Genomic DNA, 14,779 nt, shown 5'->3' on the forward strand with positions numbered 1-14,779 from the left:
ATCTGTTTGCTTAGTGTTCTTGTTCTGTTCGTATTGCTTTATACTTTTCGCTTAAATAATTACTGTGTTGCAGCACCCAGAGATTGAGTTACCCTATCCAGGTATACTGCCAGAATAACAATGGCCAAACCGCCTTCAAATCCGAGCCCAATATCAAGCTGCTGAAGACCCGTTACCACCGGCTGGCCTAAACCGCCCGCGCCAATCAACGCGGCAATCACCACCATGGAGAGCGCAAGCATAATGGTTTGATTCACTCCCGCAAGAATTGTAGGCAGTGCTACCGGCAGTTCCACTTTGAATAACATCTGTTTCGAATCGGAACCAAAAGCGAGAGCTGCCTCTTTGATCTCTTCCGGAACCTGACGAATTCCAAGATTGGTCAGCCGTACCGCAGGTGGCATAGCAAAAATCAATGTTGCAATAATCCCCGGAACCTCACCCAGTCCGAAAAACAGTACCGCGGGAATCAAATAGACAAAAGCCGGCATGGTCTGCATGAAATCCAGGACCGGCCTGACCACATTTTCCACGGTCGTACTTTTCGAGGCCCATATCCCGGTGGGTATTCCAATTAGCAATGCAATGAAAACAGCCGTTATGATCAAAGCCAGGGTTTCCATGGTGCCGTCCCACATATTCATTCCTTCAATAACGATCAGTCCCAAAACGGTGAATATTCCAACTCCCTTGCCGGATACATACCAGGCAATACCGGCCAGAATAACCGTCATTATAATTGGATGTGGAAACAACAATACATTCTCAATTCCCACTAAAAAAGCCTTGACGGTAATGGTAACCAGGTCAAAAAAACCACCCAGGTTGTCCGTCAGCCAGTTAATTAAAAATTCAAAAAAACTTCCAACAGGTATATCAAACATAGTTCTTAGTTACTCAATTGATATTTATTCTCATTTTCTTCTGATTGGACAGAGCCATTCTCATTCAGTTCAGCAAGAATTGTGGCTCTATCTACAATACCCAGCAATTTTCCGTCTTCATTTATGACGGCAATCGGGTATTTGGATTGAATAGATTTGGTTAATAGGGCGTTTATCGGTGTATCAGGCCCTGCCACCTCAATATCGGCATTGATAATATCCGACAGGTCTTTCCCGTCATTTTCCTTCAGTTCAACGGCATCATCAATGGTCACAATTCCTTTCAAATTTCTTTTCTCATCAACCACATAGGTTGTTGAAACACCGGTCTTTTCCATTTTGCGTATTGCAACTGAAGGACCGTCTTTCGAAGCCTGTATAGTCGGTGCCTTCCGCATAATGGCGTTTGCCGTAATAATCTTCGTTCGATCTACATTTTGCACAAATGCTTTCACATAATCATTGGCAGGATTTGTCAGAATTTCTTCCGGAGTTCCCACCTGCACCACGTAACCATCCTTCATGATGGCTATCCGATCGCCAATTTTCAGGGCCTCATCCAGATCGTGTGTAATAAATACAACGGTTTTATTTACTTCAGCCTGAAGCTCGAGCAGTTCGTCCTGCATATCGGCGCGAATAAGTGGATCCAAAGCGCTGAATGCCTCGTCCATGAGCAGTATTTCCGGATCGTTTGCCAATGCCCTTGCCAGTCCAACACGCTGCTGCATTCCGCCGCTGAGCTCACTCGGTTTTTGTTCTTCGTAACCTTGTAAGCCTACTTTTTCCAACGCTTCGTAAGCCTTTTTGCTACGTTCCTCTTTGGGCATTCCACTAATCTCCAGTCCGTATTCCACATTATTTGCCACAGTTCGATGCGGGAAAAGCCCAAAATTCTGAAACACCATCGACATTTTTTTTCGGCGCATTTCCAACAAGCGCTCCTTGCTAACTTTCGTAACATCTTCATCTCCAATGATGATGGTCCCCTTGGTAGGTTCGATAAGTCGGTTCAAGCAGCGAAGCACGGTAGATTTCCCACTTCCGGAAAGCCCCATGATTACGAACATCTCTTTTTCCTTAACCTCAAAACTGGCATTATTTACGCCAATCGTATTACCTGTTTCGTCAAGAATTTCATCTTTAGACTTTCCCTCTTCTATGAGAGGAAGAGCCTTTTTGGGATTTTTACCAAAGATTTTAAAAAGATTTTTTACTGTAATCTCTGCCATTTCTGATTCGTTATTCAAAGTTAAATTTCAGAATAATTCACTATTCCGGTGATTGTTGTGCACGGGATTGAGATCAGGACGGGTATAGATTCTAACAGATCGAATTCTGTTCTGACAAAACATACAAACAGCTTTTTCGTCTGATAAAGCATTTTACAATTTTGTCTAACCGCGAATTTTCAATTGGTTACGCTTATATATCTATCGATTAATAAGCCCGGCAAAAGGCGAGGGAAGAAGAATAAAACATTGAATTAAGCACCTTGAACACACCATCCCTTCTTGGCGATATATAAGTAATTAAACCTCAATCACTTATACAAACGAATTGCCGGAAGTGATAGTTCGACACTGGATGGGGCTAATTATCAAGAAGAAGTTTTATAGATTCGGTAATAGATTTCATTTTTTCTTCTTTAATGTTACCAATTTTGTAGAGAATTAGATTTTTGGAGCAAGTAAATAGTTTGTTCGGCCGAATATTACTTTGTTTGTTCAATTTGCCGCTTTTAAAATCAGTTTCGAAAAGCTTTACTGCAAATTCATCCCGAATCAATTTGCTTGTAATTTGGGCTAATAATAAATCATCGCCTTCAAAATTTTGAACTACGAGTGCCGGGCGGCGTTTAGAGCGAGAAAGATCAGAAAACGGAAAGGGAACAACCACCACATCTCCTTTTACAAATCGCTCCACGCCTCATCCTCTTCGGGTTTATTCCAGTCTGTGGCAAGTGAAGATTCACTAACAAGGGTTATTCCCAATTCTTCACCACGCTGTTTAGATTTTAGAAATTGCACAAAATCTATTACTTCCTGCAGCTTATCATCAGAAAGTTCTTTGATCTCTTTAATTAATAAATCTCTATTACTCATACTGATTTATTTTGTGTTCGGATACCTTTAAATAACGAAAATTGCGTGTTGAATGCTACTTGTCATTCTATTATGCTTCTAAAATAGTATATCCAAGTTTAACAGCTTCACGACAAATTTTGTTGATGTCTTTAACAAAATGTTTAAAAAAGCTTAGGCCTTCAGCTCCCTTTTCTATCAATTCTTCAGAATGATAAATCTTTCCTTTTTTGCCCTCAGGATATTTTAAGGCTTGATAGAACTGATCTGTAGAAACAGAGGACTTCTTGAAAAATGAAGAAGTGCATGGGGCAAACAGTAAATTTAATTGCACCCTTGTTTACAACAAAAAAAGCCAAGCTATTGACTGGCAATAACCTGGCTTTACTCGAGTGTGGGATCGGGCGGAATCGAAACGCCGACACACCCCATGACGAGTTAAGAATCACACTTAATTCGCGTATCGCGATTCGCGATTTGCAAATTGAAAATTCATTAGTATTTTAAATCAAAAAATGAAACAACACACCGGCATGAGGCCGCACGACTTGGTCATACTCTGTGCAATTCTTCTTCAGGAAGAGGAGGACTGGTATATGAAGGACCTTGCTCATCAATTAAAACTGAGCCAATCTGAAATCAGTGAGTCATTGCATAGATCAATGCAGGTTGGCCTCATAGGGCCAGAGAAGAGACGTGTGCAAAAGCTCAATCTTATAGAGTTTATTCAGCACGGACTAAAGTATACGTTTCCGGCAATTCCGGGAACACTGGAAAGAGGCATCCCTACAGCTATATCTGCCGAACCTTTAGCAAATGAGTTAAACTCGTCTATTGAATATGTTTGGCCTTTGCCCGGAGGGGAAATGAACGGTGTTTCACTTCTTCCGTTGTATTCAAAGCTGCCTAAAGTATGTATTGAGTGGAAGGCTCTTTATCGCATCGTTTCATTAGTTGACACTTTGCGAATGAACCAAAATGCTCGTGAAATAGAAGTAGCCTTAGACCTATTGAAGCAAGAGCTCGATATATGAAGCCAGTCTCAGAAAACATTCTCATTGAAGCAGCAAAGACATTAAAACCATTACTTGAGGAGATCGCTTTTGTTGGTGGAGGAATTCTTCCAACCTACTTACCAAAAGGCTTTGACTCTGTTATACGAGTTACTTACGACCTTGACGTTGTTATAAAGCTTGCTCATTACGGTAAGCTTGAGAAGCTTAATAAGAGATTAAAAGACTTGGGATTTTATCCCGACAGAGAGAGTACAGTTATTTGCAGGTATACGGACAAACATATCTTGCTCGACGTAATGCCAACCGATAGTGAGATCTTAGGGTTTTCAAACAGATGGTATGAAGAAGGTTTAAATAATAAAGAATGGATTTCTCTAACCGGTGAAATAGACATCCCTCGATTTACGATCGACTATTATCTGGCCACAAAATGGGAGGCTGTTAGGGGGCGCGGCAAACAAGATTGGCGTACCAGCAAGGATATGGAAGACATCGTAACACTGATCAACCACAACGCCTTGAATCAGATTAGTTCAAAACAAAGCGATGTTAATGTTTATCTGAAGAATCAGTTTAGTGATCTGCTAAACCAAAAGTATGCAGGTGAAATAATTCTAAGCCATTTAAGTGGAGTTGACAGGCAAAATATCGACCTGCTCAAGGAAAGAGTCCAGACCTTTATTCAGGCATGATTATAAAGACCAACAATCTCTCTTAAATTCTGTTTTTTAGCGCCACTTATATTCTTTTCAAAAATCCATCTCATTGTCTGTCTGTGCTTAAAGATGGAGTACATCCTGGAGCAAAACGAAAAGGAAAGCATGCCCATATCATATTTAAACGTAGCATTCCTACTGTCTTCTTGGCTGATATCTACCGAATCAAGTAAATTACAATTCAACAAGTCTTCAAACCGTATTGGGTCAACTAAAATAAAGTATAATTCTGAGTTTCATATTAAGTTTGACAGGATACTTGATGAGTGGATCGATTATCTATTCGAATAAATTTCCGGATTTTTACGATCGAAAAAATTGGATTCATAAGCTAACTTGGCTTTCGTTAAATCCTAACTGTAAAGCCCGAAACCGAAAAAAGGAAAAGTTTCAATAGATATCAATTGAAATGCGATATTGAGTCCGTTTCGAGCACAAAATTGAGAAAAAGAAGAAGAGTGTAGTCCGGTTCGAGAATGGTATTTAATTGCACCCTTGTTTACAACAAAAAAAGCCAAGCTATTGACTGGCAATAACCTGGCTTTACTCGAGTGTGGGACCGGGCGGAATCGAACCGCCGACACACGGATTTTCAGTCCGTTGCTCTACCGACTGAGCTACAGTCCCTCTTCGAAGACTCCAAATATAAGGGCTTTTAAACCTTTACTCAAAACCGATTGTCTATTTTCCGGAATTATTTTTAACCGGGCCTAGTTGCGCACTTTAATATCCTTCAACCGCATCTGAATGGTTCGCTTTCCGTTCCAAAAATTCTCCTCAAGCACGTAGGCAACATCCATTTTTCCGGCATCGCATTTTCGCAGCATCGGCAGGTATTCGTGCATGTTAAAGCCAATCGCGTCTATTACCGCCGAACCGTTCTGCTTCACCTTAAATTTCAAATGCCCGTTCCCCACTATACTGGGTACGCCTTCAATACATACATCCTTCGAAACAAAAACCGGACGCATATTCCCGGGGCCAAACGGCTCAAACTGAGATAGAAGCTTCCAGAATTTTGGGCCGACTCTTTCCAGATCCAGGTCAGAGTCGATCTCCAGTTCCGGTAAAAAATCGTTATCCGAGAGTTTCTGAAACCCAATGGAGTTCATTCGTTCCCTGAACTCGTCCAGGTTCCCGGCATCCATGGTCAGGCCGGCAGCAAACTCGTGTCCGCCGAACTGCTCCAGAAGATCTTCGCACTTCTTCAATGCATTGTAAATATTAAACCCTTTGATGGATCGAGCCGAACCTTTGATCTTTCCCTCCACCGTACTGAGCATAATGGTTGGCCGGTAGTAGGCATCAACCAGACGAGAAGCTACAATTCCAATAACACCCAAATGCCACTCGGGATCATGCAGCACCATGGTGGACAGATTCTCAACATTGTAGTTATTTTCCAGCATGTTTACGGCTTGCTCCATCGTTTCGCTGTCCGTGGATCGTCGCCTGATATTGATAGACTCCAGCTCTTTGGCATATTTTGAAGCGCGGGTGGCATCTTCAGAAATCATCAACTCTACAGCTGCAGTTGCATCACCCATTCGCCCGGCAGCATTTATTCTAGGTCCGATCGAAAATACGATCGTGGAAGTGGTAACTGTTCCGGGAGTTATTTTAATCTTATTCAGCAACGCCTTAATCCCTACCCGTGGTTCGGTATTGATTAACTGAAGACCTCTCCGCATCAAATAGCGATTTTCATCAACAATTGGCACGATGTCGGATGCAATTGAGATAGCAACTAAATCCAGGAACTGATTGGTGATCTCTTTAGATAATCCAAGTTTTTCCACCGTGCCCTGTACCAGTTTAAAACCAACTCCGGCCCCTGAAAGACCATCGAAAGGGTAGTTGCAATCCGGTCGTTTCGGGTCCAAAACAGCTACCGCGTCCGGAATCCCGTCGGCTACTGTATGGTGATCACAAATAATCAGGTCGATGCCGTTCTCCTTCGCAACTTTTGCCTCTTCAAATGCGGTTATGCCGCAGTCAACAGAAACAATGAGATCGGCCTCAATTTCAATGGCGTGACGGATTCCATCCGGATTGATTCCGTATCCCTCCTTAAAACGGTGTGGAATATAGTAGCTTACATCAATCCCAAAGCTTTTGAGAAACGTATAGAGTATGCTTACAGCGGTTGTGCCGTCAACATCATAATCTCCATAGATAAGCACTTTTTGATGATTGCAGATCGCCTCAGCCAGGCGGGAAGCACCTGCTTCCATGTCTTTCATCAGAAAAGGATCGTGCAGCTTCTGTTCTTCCGGCCGGAAAAACAACTTTGCTTTCTCAAAACTCTCAATGCCGCGAATCGCCAGTAACTGAGCGATCTCTTCGGGCACATTAAGTTCTTCTTGTAAATTCTGGACAGACTCTTCCCTTTCAGGTTGCGTATAAACCCATCGATATGCCATGATTTGTTTCCTGTTTTATTCTCATTTAATAGGCAGAGGAGTGTCACCCCGGCAATGCCAAACAGCGTCTTACACTGTAATAACCTTAACAAAAACGTAATATTCCATTATAACAAAAGGAGAGGAGAATATGAGATTAAATCAATCACAGGTTTTCGAATTAAATCCTGAATCTTTCTTCATAACCTGTTCGTAAATTATCCAAATTTTGTGCCCTCTGTGAAATGGCAAATTTATAATATCAGATGTTGTTTCCTGTCAATTCTCAGATAAAATCCCTAATTTGGAAGCGGTTCCAATCGGATGGTACACGATAAAAAATTAAACTTTTCAGTTATGAATGAATTAGAAAATATGATTGACAAAGAGAGCGAAATCAACGAAGATTTTCAGCTATTTAGTGACTTAAACGACCTTGAGCACGAGCAAATCGTTTTTTGCTCACGCCCTGAAGTTGGGTTAAAAGCAATTATCGCAATTCACGACACAACACTGGGGCCGGCTCTTGGCGGAACCCGAATGTGGGATTACAAGTCTGAAGCAGAGGCCATTCGCGATGTGCTCCGGCTATCTCGCGGCATGAGTTATAAATCAGCTATTTCGGGATTAAACCTCGGTGGCGGTAAAGCCGTCATTATCGGTGATGCACAAACTCAAAAAACAGAAGCCCTGTTTCGTGCATTTGGGCGTTTTGTTGACGGACTCGGCGGGCGCTATATCACAGCCGAAGATGTGGGCATGACCGAGAAAGATATGGAGTGGATATTCTCAGAAACAAAATTTGTAACCGGCATCCCGAAAGAGATGGGTGGAAGCGGAAATCCATCGCCTGTAACAGGGTACGGGGTCTACATGGGTATGAAGGCTTCGGCTAAACGAGCCTACGGCAGTGATTCACTTGAGGGGAAACGAGTTGCTATTCAGGGAGCCGGATCGGTTGCATCTCATCTTGCGCACTACATCAGTAAAGAGAATGCAGAACTCTTCATCACAGACATTTTTGAAGAGAAAGCGAAACAGCTTGCTGAGGCAACCGGCGCTGAAGTTGTAAAACCGGACGACATCTATACACTTGATGTGGACATTTTTAGCCCCTGCGCTTTAGGCGGTATAGTGAACGATGACACCATCGACTACCTGAAGTGTGATATAATAGCCGGTGGAGCCAACAATATCCTGGACAATGAAGAGAAACATGGGAATGAACTGATCAAAAAAGGAATTCTTTATGCTCCTGATTATGTAATTAATGCGGGCGGATTAATCAATGTTGCCAGCGAACTGGAAGGGTATAACGAGCATCTGGCAATGAGTAAAACATCCAGAATATACGATACCGTCCTGGAAATTTTTGATTACGCCGATGAAAAGAACATCCCGACTATAGCAGCATCCAATGCTCTAGCTAAAAAGAGAATTGAATCTGTTGGAAAAGTCGGTACGATCTACTCTTCAAAAAGTCATTTTTCAAAACGAAAAGGCGAGCAGTATCTGAGAGACAGAGCATAATTATCAGCACACGACCCTGACTATTCAACTGAGCAGCCCGGTGAAAATCGGGTTGCTTTTTTTATGGCAATAAGTAAGATTAAACAACTCCTTCAACTCAAACCTATCTGACTTTATCATGAATCGATTTTCTGCTACCTGGTCACTCATGAAGAGTTCACTAACCATTCTTCTTGAAGATAAAAGAATGTTGCTCTTCCCTGTTTTTTCCGGAGTTTGCACCCTATTAGTTGGATTTACATTTGTAATACCCCTTCTGTTTACGGGCGGGCTCAGTTCTATCGGTATATTTGAATCACTCTCCGATACGATGATGTTTTTCACTCTTTTTATGTTCTACTACCTGAACTACTTCATCATTATTTTCTTTAATTCGGGTGCAATTCTGTATGCTATTAAACATATCCGGGGTGAGGAGCCTACATTCGGAGAAGTTTTTAATGAATTAAGAAACCGGCTGGCACATCTTCTGGGTTGGACTGCCATCGCAGCTACTGTGGGAATTATCATCAACACGATCGAAAATCAATCTGATTTTATCGGTAAAATTGTTGCAGGTTTGATTGGGCTAAGCTGGACGGTTACCAGTTTTCTCGTACTTCCGGTTCTGGTTATTGAAAGAAAGGGGCCCATTGAATCGCTCAAAGAGTCGGCCGGTATGTTAAAAAAGTCGTGGGGCGAGCAGCTGATTGGTCACTTCAGCTTCGGATTGATTTTTGCGATTTTATTAATCGGTGCAGCAGCTATCACCATCCCCCTGTTTATGCTTGGTGAGATCTTCATATTTATCGGATTTGCGGTGCTTATCCTCTTTGGGCTGATTCTCGGTGTTTTTCAATGGATTCTTCAATCAATTTTCATGGCAACTCTGTATCTTTATGTGCGTGAAGACAGGCTACCCGGCTCATTCTCAAAAACACAAATTGACCAGGCCGTCAGATAGGATAATAACCGATCCTGACAGATCGTTTATTGCACTGCCATTGAATTACTCCAATTTTTTATTCAACCAATATTTGTATGTCACTCAAAAAGAAGTTCAAATTCAAAGATCGTTTAATCAAGGGAATCGACCCAAACGGACAGTTTAAAATCAGTGTAGTTAAAACAACCGATGTTGTCCGAACTGCTCAGAAAAATCACAACCTTTCACTGCTTAACACAATTCTGCTGGGTAAAACTCTTACCTCGGCCATGCTTCTCGCTTCCGAACTGAAGGGTGAGGAGCGAATTCAGATACGAATTGACGGTGACGGTCCGGTCGGAATGTTAACCGCCGAAGCCAATCGTGTGGGAGAAGTTCGCGGTTACTCTTCAAATCCATCTATAGAGTTGGACTATAGCAATCCGGATACTACAATCTCCGACGGTTTGGGGAATGGAGTGCTAACAGTTACCAAAACACTTTACAATGAGGCAGATCCGCGTCGTAGCTCAATTGCACTGGTAAACGGGGACATCAATTCTGATATCGCTCATTATATGGCACAGTCCGAACAGGTGCTCTCTGCTTTTTTACTGGATGTGAGCCTGAATGATGACGGTTCCGTAAATCATGCTGGCGGAGTTCTTCTGCAGCGACTTCCTGAAGCTGATGAAGAGACCGTTGAAAAACTTCAGGAGACACTTACAAAATTACCTCCGCTTGGAGAGCTTTTCGAGAACGATTATTACATCGACGACATTATGGAAGTGGCAACGAAGCCATTTTCTGTAAAAGAGCTGGATCGCCAACCGGTTCATTTTTTCTGCCGCTGTTCGCCCAAAAAATTTAAAAATGCACTTTCGATGCTCGGTTACGAAGAGCTGAAAGAGATGCAGGGAGAGAGCCAGGAAGTTGTTTGCAACTACTGCGGCTCGAAAGTGGAAATTTCCGAAGAAGAGATTTCAGAGATGGCTAAAAACGCGAAGGCGAAAATGAATTAAATAAGTGAAAAATCGATCCGAGATTGTAATTGTAGGCGGAGGCTTCGGCGGCATCTCTGTTGCAAAAGCACTCCGCAAATCCAACTGCAATATTACTCTTGTAGACAAACGGAATCATCATCTTTTCCAGCCTCTTCTCTACCAGGTAGCCACTGCCGCTCTCTCACCCGGAGACATAGCGGTACCCATTCGCGCTATCTTTGGCAATGATAAAAATGTAAGAACCGTTTTAGGTGAGGTCGTCTCCATAGATAAAACCAACAACCGTATTCATCTTGCCGATGACAGTTCTATAAAATTCGACTATCTCATACTCGCCCCGGGTGCCATCTACAACTATTTTGGAAACGAACGCTGGAAAAGTCACGCTCCCGGGTTGAAGACGTTAAAAAACGCGCTCTCCGTCCGTGAGCGCATTCTGACCTCTTTAGAAGAAGCCGATAAGCTTGATGACCCCAAGTTCGGAAAAAATATCTCACATATGCTGTCATCGGCGCCGGACCAACCGGAGTAGAAATGGCGGGCGCAATTGCTGAAATAGCAAAACGAAATATGATGAGGGACTTCCGAAATTTTAAAACGGAGGAGACGGAAGTTATCCTAATAGAAGCCGCCGGAAATGTTTTGAACGGCTATCCTGAGGATCTATCAAATAAAGCCAAGTCAGATCTTGAAGGAATGGGTGTGAAGGTTCTTTTGAATAATCCTGTTAAATCCATTCGGGAAGATGGCGTGGAACTTGAGAACTCATTTATTGAAACCCCAAATATTATTTGGGCGGCAGGTGTAAAAGCATCGCCGCTGCTCAAATCTTTAGAGTGTGAATTGGACAAAATGGGACGCGCATTTGTGGAAGAGCATTTAAACATTCCGGATCACGATTCAATTTTCGTGATTGGTGATGCCGCTCACGTTAAAGATGAGGATGGTCAACCACTCCCGGCACTTGCTCCCGTAGCCCTTCAGCAGGGCAAATATCTTGCTAAACTCATCAAGAAACGGGAAAGCGGTAAAAGTACTTCTCCCTTCAAATATGTAGACAAAGGCACAATGGCGACGATTGGAAGAGCTAAAGCCGTAGCCGATATACGAGGACTGAAATTCTCAGGATTTTTGGCTTGGATGCTTTGGTCCGTAATTCACATCTTTTTTCTGATTGGATTCAGAAACCGGTTCAGGGTTTTCGCTGAATGGATTTTCCATTATTTAACATTCAAGAGGGGAGTCAGATTGATAACGAACGAGCCTGATACGTCTCAGATCGACAAGAATGAATCTTAATTATCAGTGAAAAAGGATCGGATTAAACGGCAAATGAAGATCCACATCCGCACGCTTCACTGGCATTTGGGTTTTCAAAGGTAAAGCCACGGGCATCCAGACCGTCGGGGTAGTCAATCACAACACCGTCCAGATACAGCATATGATCCGGCTTCACGATTACTTCCATTCCCTGTGTTTCCACCAGTTCATCTTCATCGGTGCGGATATCAAATCCAAGCTTATAGCTTAACCCGGAACAACCGCCGCCTTCAACAGCTACGCGCAGATAGAGCTCGTCATCAAGATTTTCGTCCTGTTTGATTTTGCGGACCTGTTTTGCAGCACGTCCGGTAAGTTTAACGCCTTCTCCTTTCGAAAGCTCTTCAAACTGTTTACGGAACTTCTCTTCTGTGCCGACCTCTTTATCCGGCTCTTCATCTATCAGAGAGGCGATTACATCGTCTAAATTTTCATTTTCCTTAGCCATATATAAAAACAAATTTTTGCAGTTACTTCACAGAATTTGCAAAGGTAAAATAATCCTTCTCCGATTTTCTGAACAGTTTCAGAATCCCGGCACTCACTAAATTAACAAGAATTTTGGACGCACGATAGCTTGTTACGTTTATAAGCTCAGAGAATTTTTGAACGTTGATTTCTCCGTATTCATTCAAATAGCGGAATAGCATCTGTTCATTTTTTCCATATTCAAACGTTACGCCTGTGCTTGAATACTGTTGTTTTAGAATTTCTGTTTGCTCGTCACTGGCCAAAACACTCTCATCCTGAAATCGAACAAAAACCTGTCGCTTCTTTTTTCCCTTTAGGTATACCGGTTTTGCCGTTGATTCGGGCACCCGCACAACCATCACGTCGGCATCGGGCAGATGCACCAGTTCAATATAAATTTGAACGGGCGGAACACATAATTTTTGAGCGGCTTCCTGAAGTAAAAATTCTTCTTCAAAATAGGCTCTTATGCCTGCAATCTGCTTATTATCGTAAACTCCAATGAGAATTGTGCCACCTGAAGTGTTGGCGAATGCAGCAATTTCTCTTGCAATTTTAGATGGTTTTGGAACAGTTTTTTTAAACTCTAAAAATGTACCTTCGCCGGTTTGAATTAAATGTCGGAGATCGGAGGGGTTCATGTCTGAAATGACAATTTCTCCATTCGGCAGTTTCATATTGCTAATCTGATGTTACTGATACCGTTTTCAATGAACTGTTAGGAATGTACCTAAATCATTTTTTCCTCTTTAGGATTCCTGGTCATCAGGTCTTCAACGACATCCGAGGGAGGAATATTTTCGAATAGTACTTTGTATACAGCATTAGTGATCGGCATTTCCACATTATTCTTTTTTGCCCACTGACAAACTGATTCTGCTGTTTTTACACCTTCAGCTACCATGTTCATGCCGGATGTAATCTCCTTCAGGCTCTTCCCCTGACCAATATTATATCCGACAAATCTATTCCGGCTGTGCTGACTTGTACAGGTTACAATCATATCACCCATACCCGTTAAACCGGAAAAAGTATCCATGGATGCTCCAAGTACTGCACCCATGCGTTTCATTTCGTGAAGCCCGCGAGTCATCAGGGCAGCTTTTGCATTATCTCCCAATCCCGCACCGTCAACAATTCCGGCAGCTATAGCCATAATGTTTTTTACTGCTCCACCAATTTCCACGCCAATGATATCGTTGTTCAGATAAACGCGAAAACGCGATGTCATAAACGTTTCTTGTATAATCCGCGCCACCCTGGTCGAATATGCCGCGGAAACAACAGTAGTTGGTTTGAGCAGAGCAACTTCCTCTGCATGACTCGGCCCGGTAAGTACACCTATTTGATCTTCCAGCACGGTTTCACTCAAAACATCCACCAAAATTTGCGATGGAGCCATCAGGCTATCTTTTTCAATTCCTTTTGCAACGCTTACTACAATTTCATTTCCTTTCAGGAAGGGTTTCACATTTTCGGCTACTTCTCTTAAAGCGTGAGAGGGTGTGGCAAACACAACCATATCTGAATCTTTAAGGGCAACTTCCAATGAGTTAGTTGCCTTTATTGAATCGGGTAATTTTACATCTGTCAGATAAGAAGGATTGAATTTATTGGCATTAATTCCTTCAACCACATCTTTTTCACGCGCCCAGATTGTCACGGAATATTTCTTTCCACCCAATACCATAGCCATTGCCGTACCGAAACTTCCCGCTCCTATAATGCTTATTTTCTTCACTTTACGACTCATTTTTATTCAACCTCCCACTTGATGGTTTGAAGGACCCTATGCGATTTTCCGTACCATTTAGAAGACGCTTTATATTCCCTTTGTGCTTGATAATGATGCCAAATGCGATAGCGCTGCTAAACAAAATAATGCTGCCATCAATATCAAAGTCAAAACCATAGCGCAGAACCAGTTGAGAAAATGGATATATCAAGGATGCAAAAATTGATCCTACAGAAACATACCGGGTACTAAACATGAGAATCAGGAAAAGACCCAAAGAGATACTAATGGATACAGGTTCAATTCCATAAAGCATACCGCATGCTGTAGCGGCACCTTTTCCGCCTTTGAAATTCGCATATAGCGGAAACATATGGCCAATTACCGCACCCATACCGGATAAGATGAGAAGCATAGCATCTACATCCCAACCTTGATAAAAACTTACGGGCCCGTCACCGATGCTGTACGCCAACTGACTGATAACAAGAGTAGAGAGCAGACCTTTTCCAAAATCGAAAAGAAGCACAATGGTACCTGCTTTCCATCCCAGTATTCGAAATGTGTTGGTTGCCCCGGCATTGCCGCTGCCATGTTCGCGTATATCTACCTTATAAAATATTTTACCCATCCAGAGGGAGCTAGGGATAGACCCGATAAGGTAGCAGAGAATGAATACAACAAGTATGGATAGCATGGAAGCGGTTCCTAAA

The 14,779-nt window shown here is 42.5% G+C and carries 17 protein-coding genes and 1 tRNA gene; 7 read left to right on the top strand and 11 right to left on the bottom strand.

The window, feature by feature from the left end; all coding sequences use genetic code 11:
* Positions 1-59: 59 nt before the first annotated feature.
* The 5 genes from U5K35_RS05575 to U5K35_RS05595 form a co-directional block, all read right to left on the bottom strand.
* Positions 60-884, bottom strand: a complete 825-nt coding sequence (locus tag U5K35_RS05575) for a proline/glycine betaine ABC transporter permease (RefSeq protein WP_322570480.1) — start codon at positions 882-884, stop codon at positions 60-62.
* Between the two features lie 5 nt (positions 885-889).
* Positions 890-2,116, bottom strand: coding sequence for a glycine betaine/L-proline ABC transporter ATP-binding protein (locus U5K35_RS05580; protein ID WP_322570481.1), 1,227 nt, complete (start codon positions 2,114-2,116; stop codon positions 890-892).
* Positions 2,117-2,477: 361 nt separating this feature from the next.
* The gene (locus U5K35_RS05585) at positions 2,478-2,810 is read right to left on the bottom strand and encodes a type II toxin-antitoxin system PemK/MazF family toxin (protein ID WP_322570482.1); all 333 of its coding nucleotides are present in this window, start codon (positions 2,808-2,810) and stop codon (positions 2,478-2,480) included.
* Entirely contained in the window at positions 2,795-2,989 is a 195-nt protein-coding gene (locus U5K35_RS05590) for a DUF2281 domain-containing protein (RefSeq protein ID WP_322570483.1), read from the bottom strand. The genes U5K35_RS05585 and U5K35_RS05590 overlap by 16 nt, the downstream gene beginning before the upstream one ends.
* A gap of 70 nt (positions 2,990-3,059) precedes the next feature.
* Positions 3,060-3,302, bottom strand: a complete 243-nt coding sequence (locus U5K35_RS05595) for a hypothetical protein (RefSeq protein ID WP_322570484.1) — start codon at positions 3,300-3,302, stop codon at positions 3,060-3,062.
* A 199-nt stretch (positions 3,303-3,501) separates the two neighbouring features.
* Between U5K35_RS05595 and U5K35_RS05600 the strand changes: the two genes are divergently transcribed.
* Positions 3,502-4,002 carry a hypothetical protein gene (locus tag U5K35_RS05600; RefSeq protein WP_322570485.1) on the top strand — a complete coding sequence of 167 codons (501 nt, stop codon included), beginning with the start codon at positions 3,502-3,504 and terminating at the stop codon, positions 4,000-4,002.
* A complete protein-coding gene (locus U5K35_RS05605; protein WP_322570486.1) occupies positions 3,999-4,676 on the top strand; it encodes a hypothetical protein in 678 nt (225 codons plus the stop codon). The genes U5K35_RS05600 and U5K35_RS05605 overlap by 4 nt, the downstream gene beginning before the upstream one ends.
* Before the next feature lie 578 nt (positions 4,677-5,254).
* Here U5K35_RS05605 and U5K35_RS05610 read toward each other — a convergent pair.
* Both U5K35_RS05610 and recJ read right to left on the bottom strand, forming a co-directional pair.
* Positions 5,255-5,327: transfer RNA gene (locus tag U5K35_RS05610), tRNA-Phe, on the bottom strand.
* An 83-nt stretch (positions 5,328-5,410) separates the two neighbouring features.
* Positions 5,411-7,123: a single-stranded-DNA-specific exonuclease RecJ gene (recJ, locus tag U5K35_RS05615; RefSeq protein ID WP_322570487.1), complete on the bottom strand. Its 1,713-nt coding sequence runs from the start codon at positions 7,121-7,123 to the stop codon at positions 5,411-5,413.
* Positions 7,124-7,459: 336 nt separating this feature from the next.
* Here recJ and U5K35_RS05620 point away from each other — a divergent pair, with 336 nt between their 5' ends.
* From U5K35_RS05620 to U5K35_RS05640, 5 genes are all read left to right on the top strand, one after another.
* A complete protein-coding gene (locus U5K35_RS05620; RefSeq protein WP_322570488.1) occupies positions 7,460-8,632 on the top strand; it encodes a Glu/Leu/Phe/Val dehydrogenase in 1,173 nt (390 codons plus the stop codon).
* A 118-nt stretch (positions 8,633-8,750) separates the two neighbouring features.
* Positions 8,751-9,575, top strand: a complete 825-nt coding sequence (locus U5K35_RS05625) for a DUF6159 family protein (RefSeq protein ID WP_322570489.1) — start codon at positions 8,751-8,753, stop codon at positions 9,573-9,575.
* A 77-nt stretch (positions 9,576-9,652) separates the two neighbouring features.
* Positions 9,653-10,558 carry an Hsp33 family molecular chaperone HslO gene (gene hslO / locus U5K35_RS05630; protein WP_322570490.1) on the top strand — a complete coding sequence of 302 codons (906 nt, stop codon included), beginning with the start codon at positions 9,653-9,655 and terminating at the stop codon, positions 10,556-10,558.
* Between the two features lie 4 nt (positions 10,559-10,562).
* On the top strand, positions 10,563-11,072 hold the full coding sequence (locus tag U5K35_RS05635; RefSeq protein WP_322570491.1) for an NAD(P)/FAD-dependent oxidoreductase: 510 nt from the start codon (positions 10,563-10,565) through the stop codon (positions 11,070-11,072).
* A gap of 2 nt (positions 11,073-11,074) precedes the next feature.
* A complete protein-coding gene (locus tag U5K35_RS05640) occupies positions 11,075-11,839 on the top strand; it encodes an NAD(P)/FAD-dependent oxidoreductase (RefSeq protein ID WP_322570492.1) in 765 nt (254 codons plus the stop codon).
* Between the two features lie 22 nt (positions 11,840-11,861).
* Here U5K35_RS05640 and U5K35_RS05645 read toward each other — a convergent pair whose 3' ends face one another.
* Genes U5K35_RS05645 through plsY form a run of 4 tightly spaced genes read right to left on the bottom strand, consistent with a single transcriptional unit; the run spans position 11,862 to position 14,763 of the window.
* Complete coding sequence (locus U5K35_RS05645) at positions 11,862-12,308, bottom strand: HesB/IscA family protein (RefSeq protein ID WP_322570493.1); 447 nt, start codon at positions 12,306-12,308, stop codon at positions 11,862-11,864.
* 22 nt (positions 12,309-12,330) lie between these two features.
* The gene (locus tag U5K35_RS05650) at positions 12,331-13,008 is read right to left on the bottom strand and encodes an ATP-binding protein (protein ID WP_322570494.1); all 678 of its coding nucleotides are present in this window, start codon (positions 13,006-13,008) and stop codon (positions 12,331-12,333) included.
* Between the two features lie 53 nt (positions 13,009-13,061).
* Entirely contained in the window at positions 13,062-14,072 is a 1,011-nt protein-coding gene (locus U5K35_RS05655) for an NAD(P)H-dependent glycerol-3-phosphate dehydrogenase (RefSeq protein ID WP_322570495.1), read from the bottom strand.
* 1 nt (position 14,073) lies between these two features.
* Entirely contained in the window at positions 14,074-14,763 is a 690-nt protein-coding gene (gene plsY / locus U5K35_RS05660; RefSeq protein WP_322570496.1) for a glycerol-3-phosphate 1-O-acyltransferase PlsY, read from the bottom strand.
* Positions 14,764-14,779: the final 16 nt, after the last annotated feature.

The sequence above is a fragment of the Rhodohalobacter sp. genome, assembly GCF_034521535.1.
Classification (GTDB): Bacteria; Bacteroidota; Rhodothermia; order Balneolales; family Balneolaceae; genus Rhodohalobacter.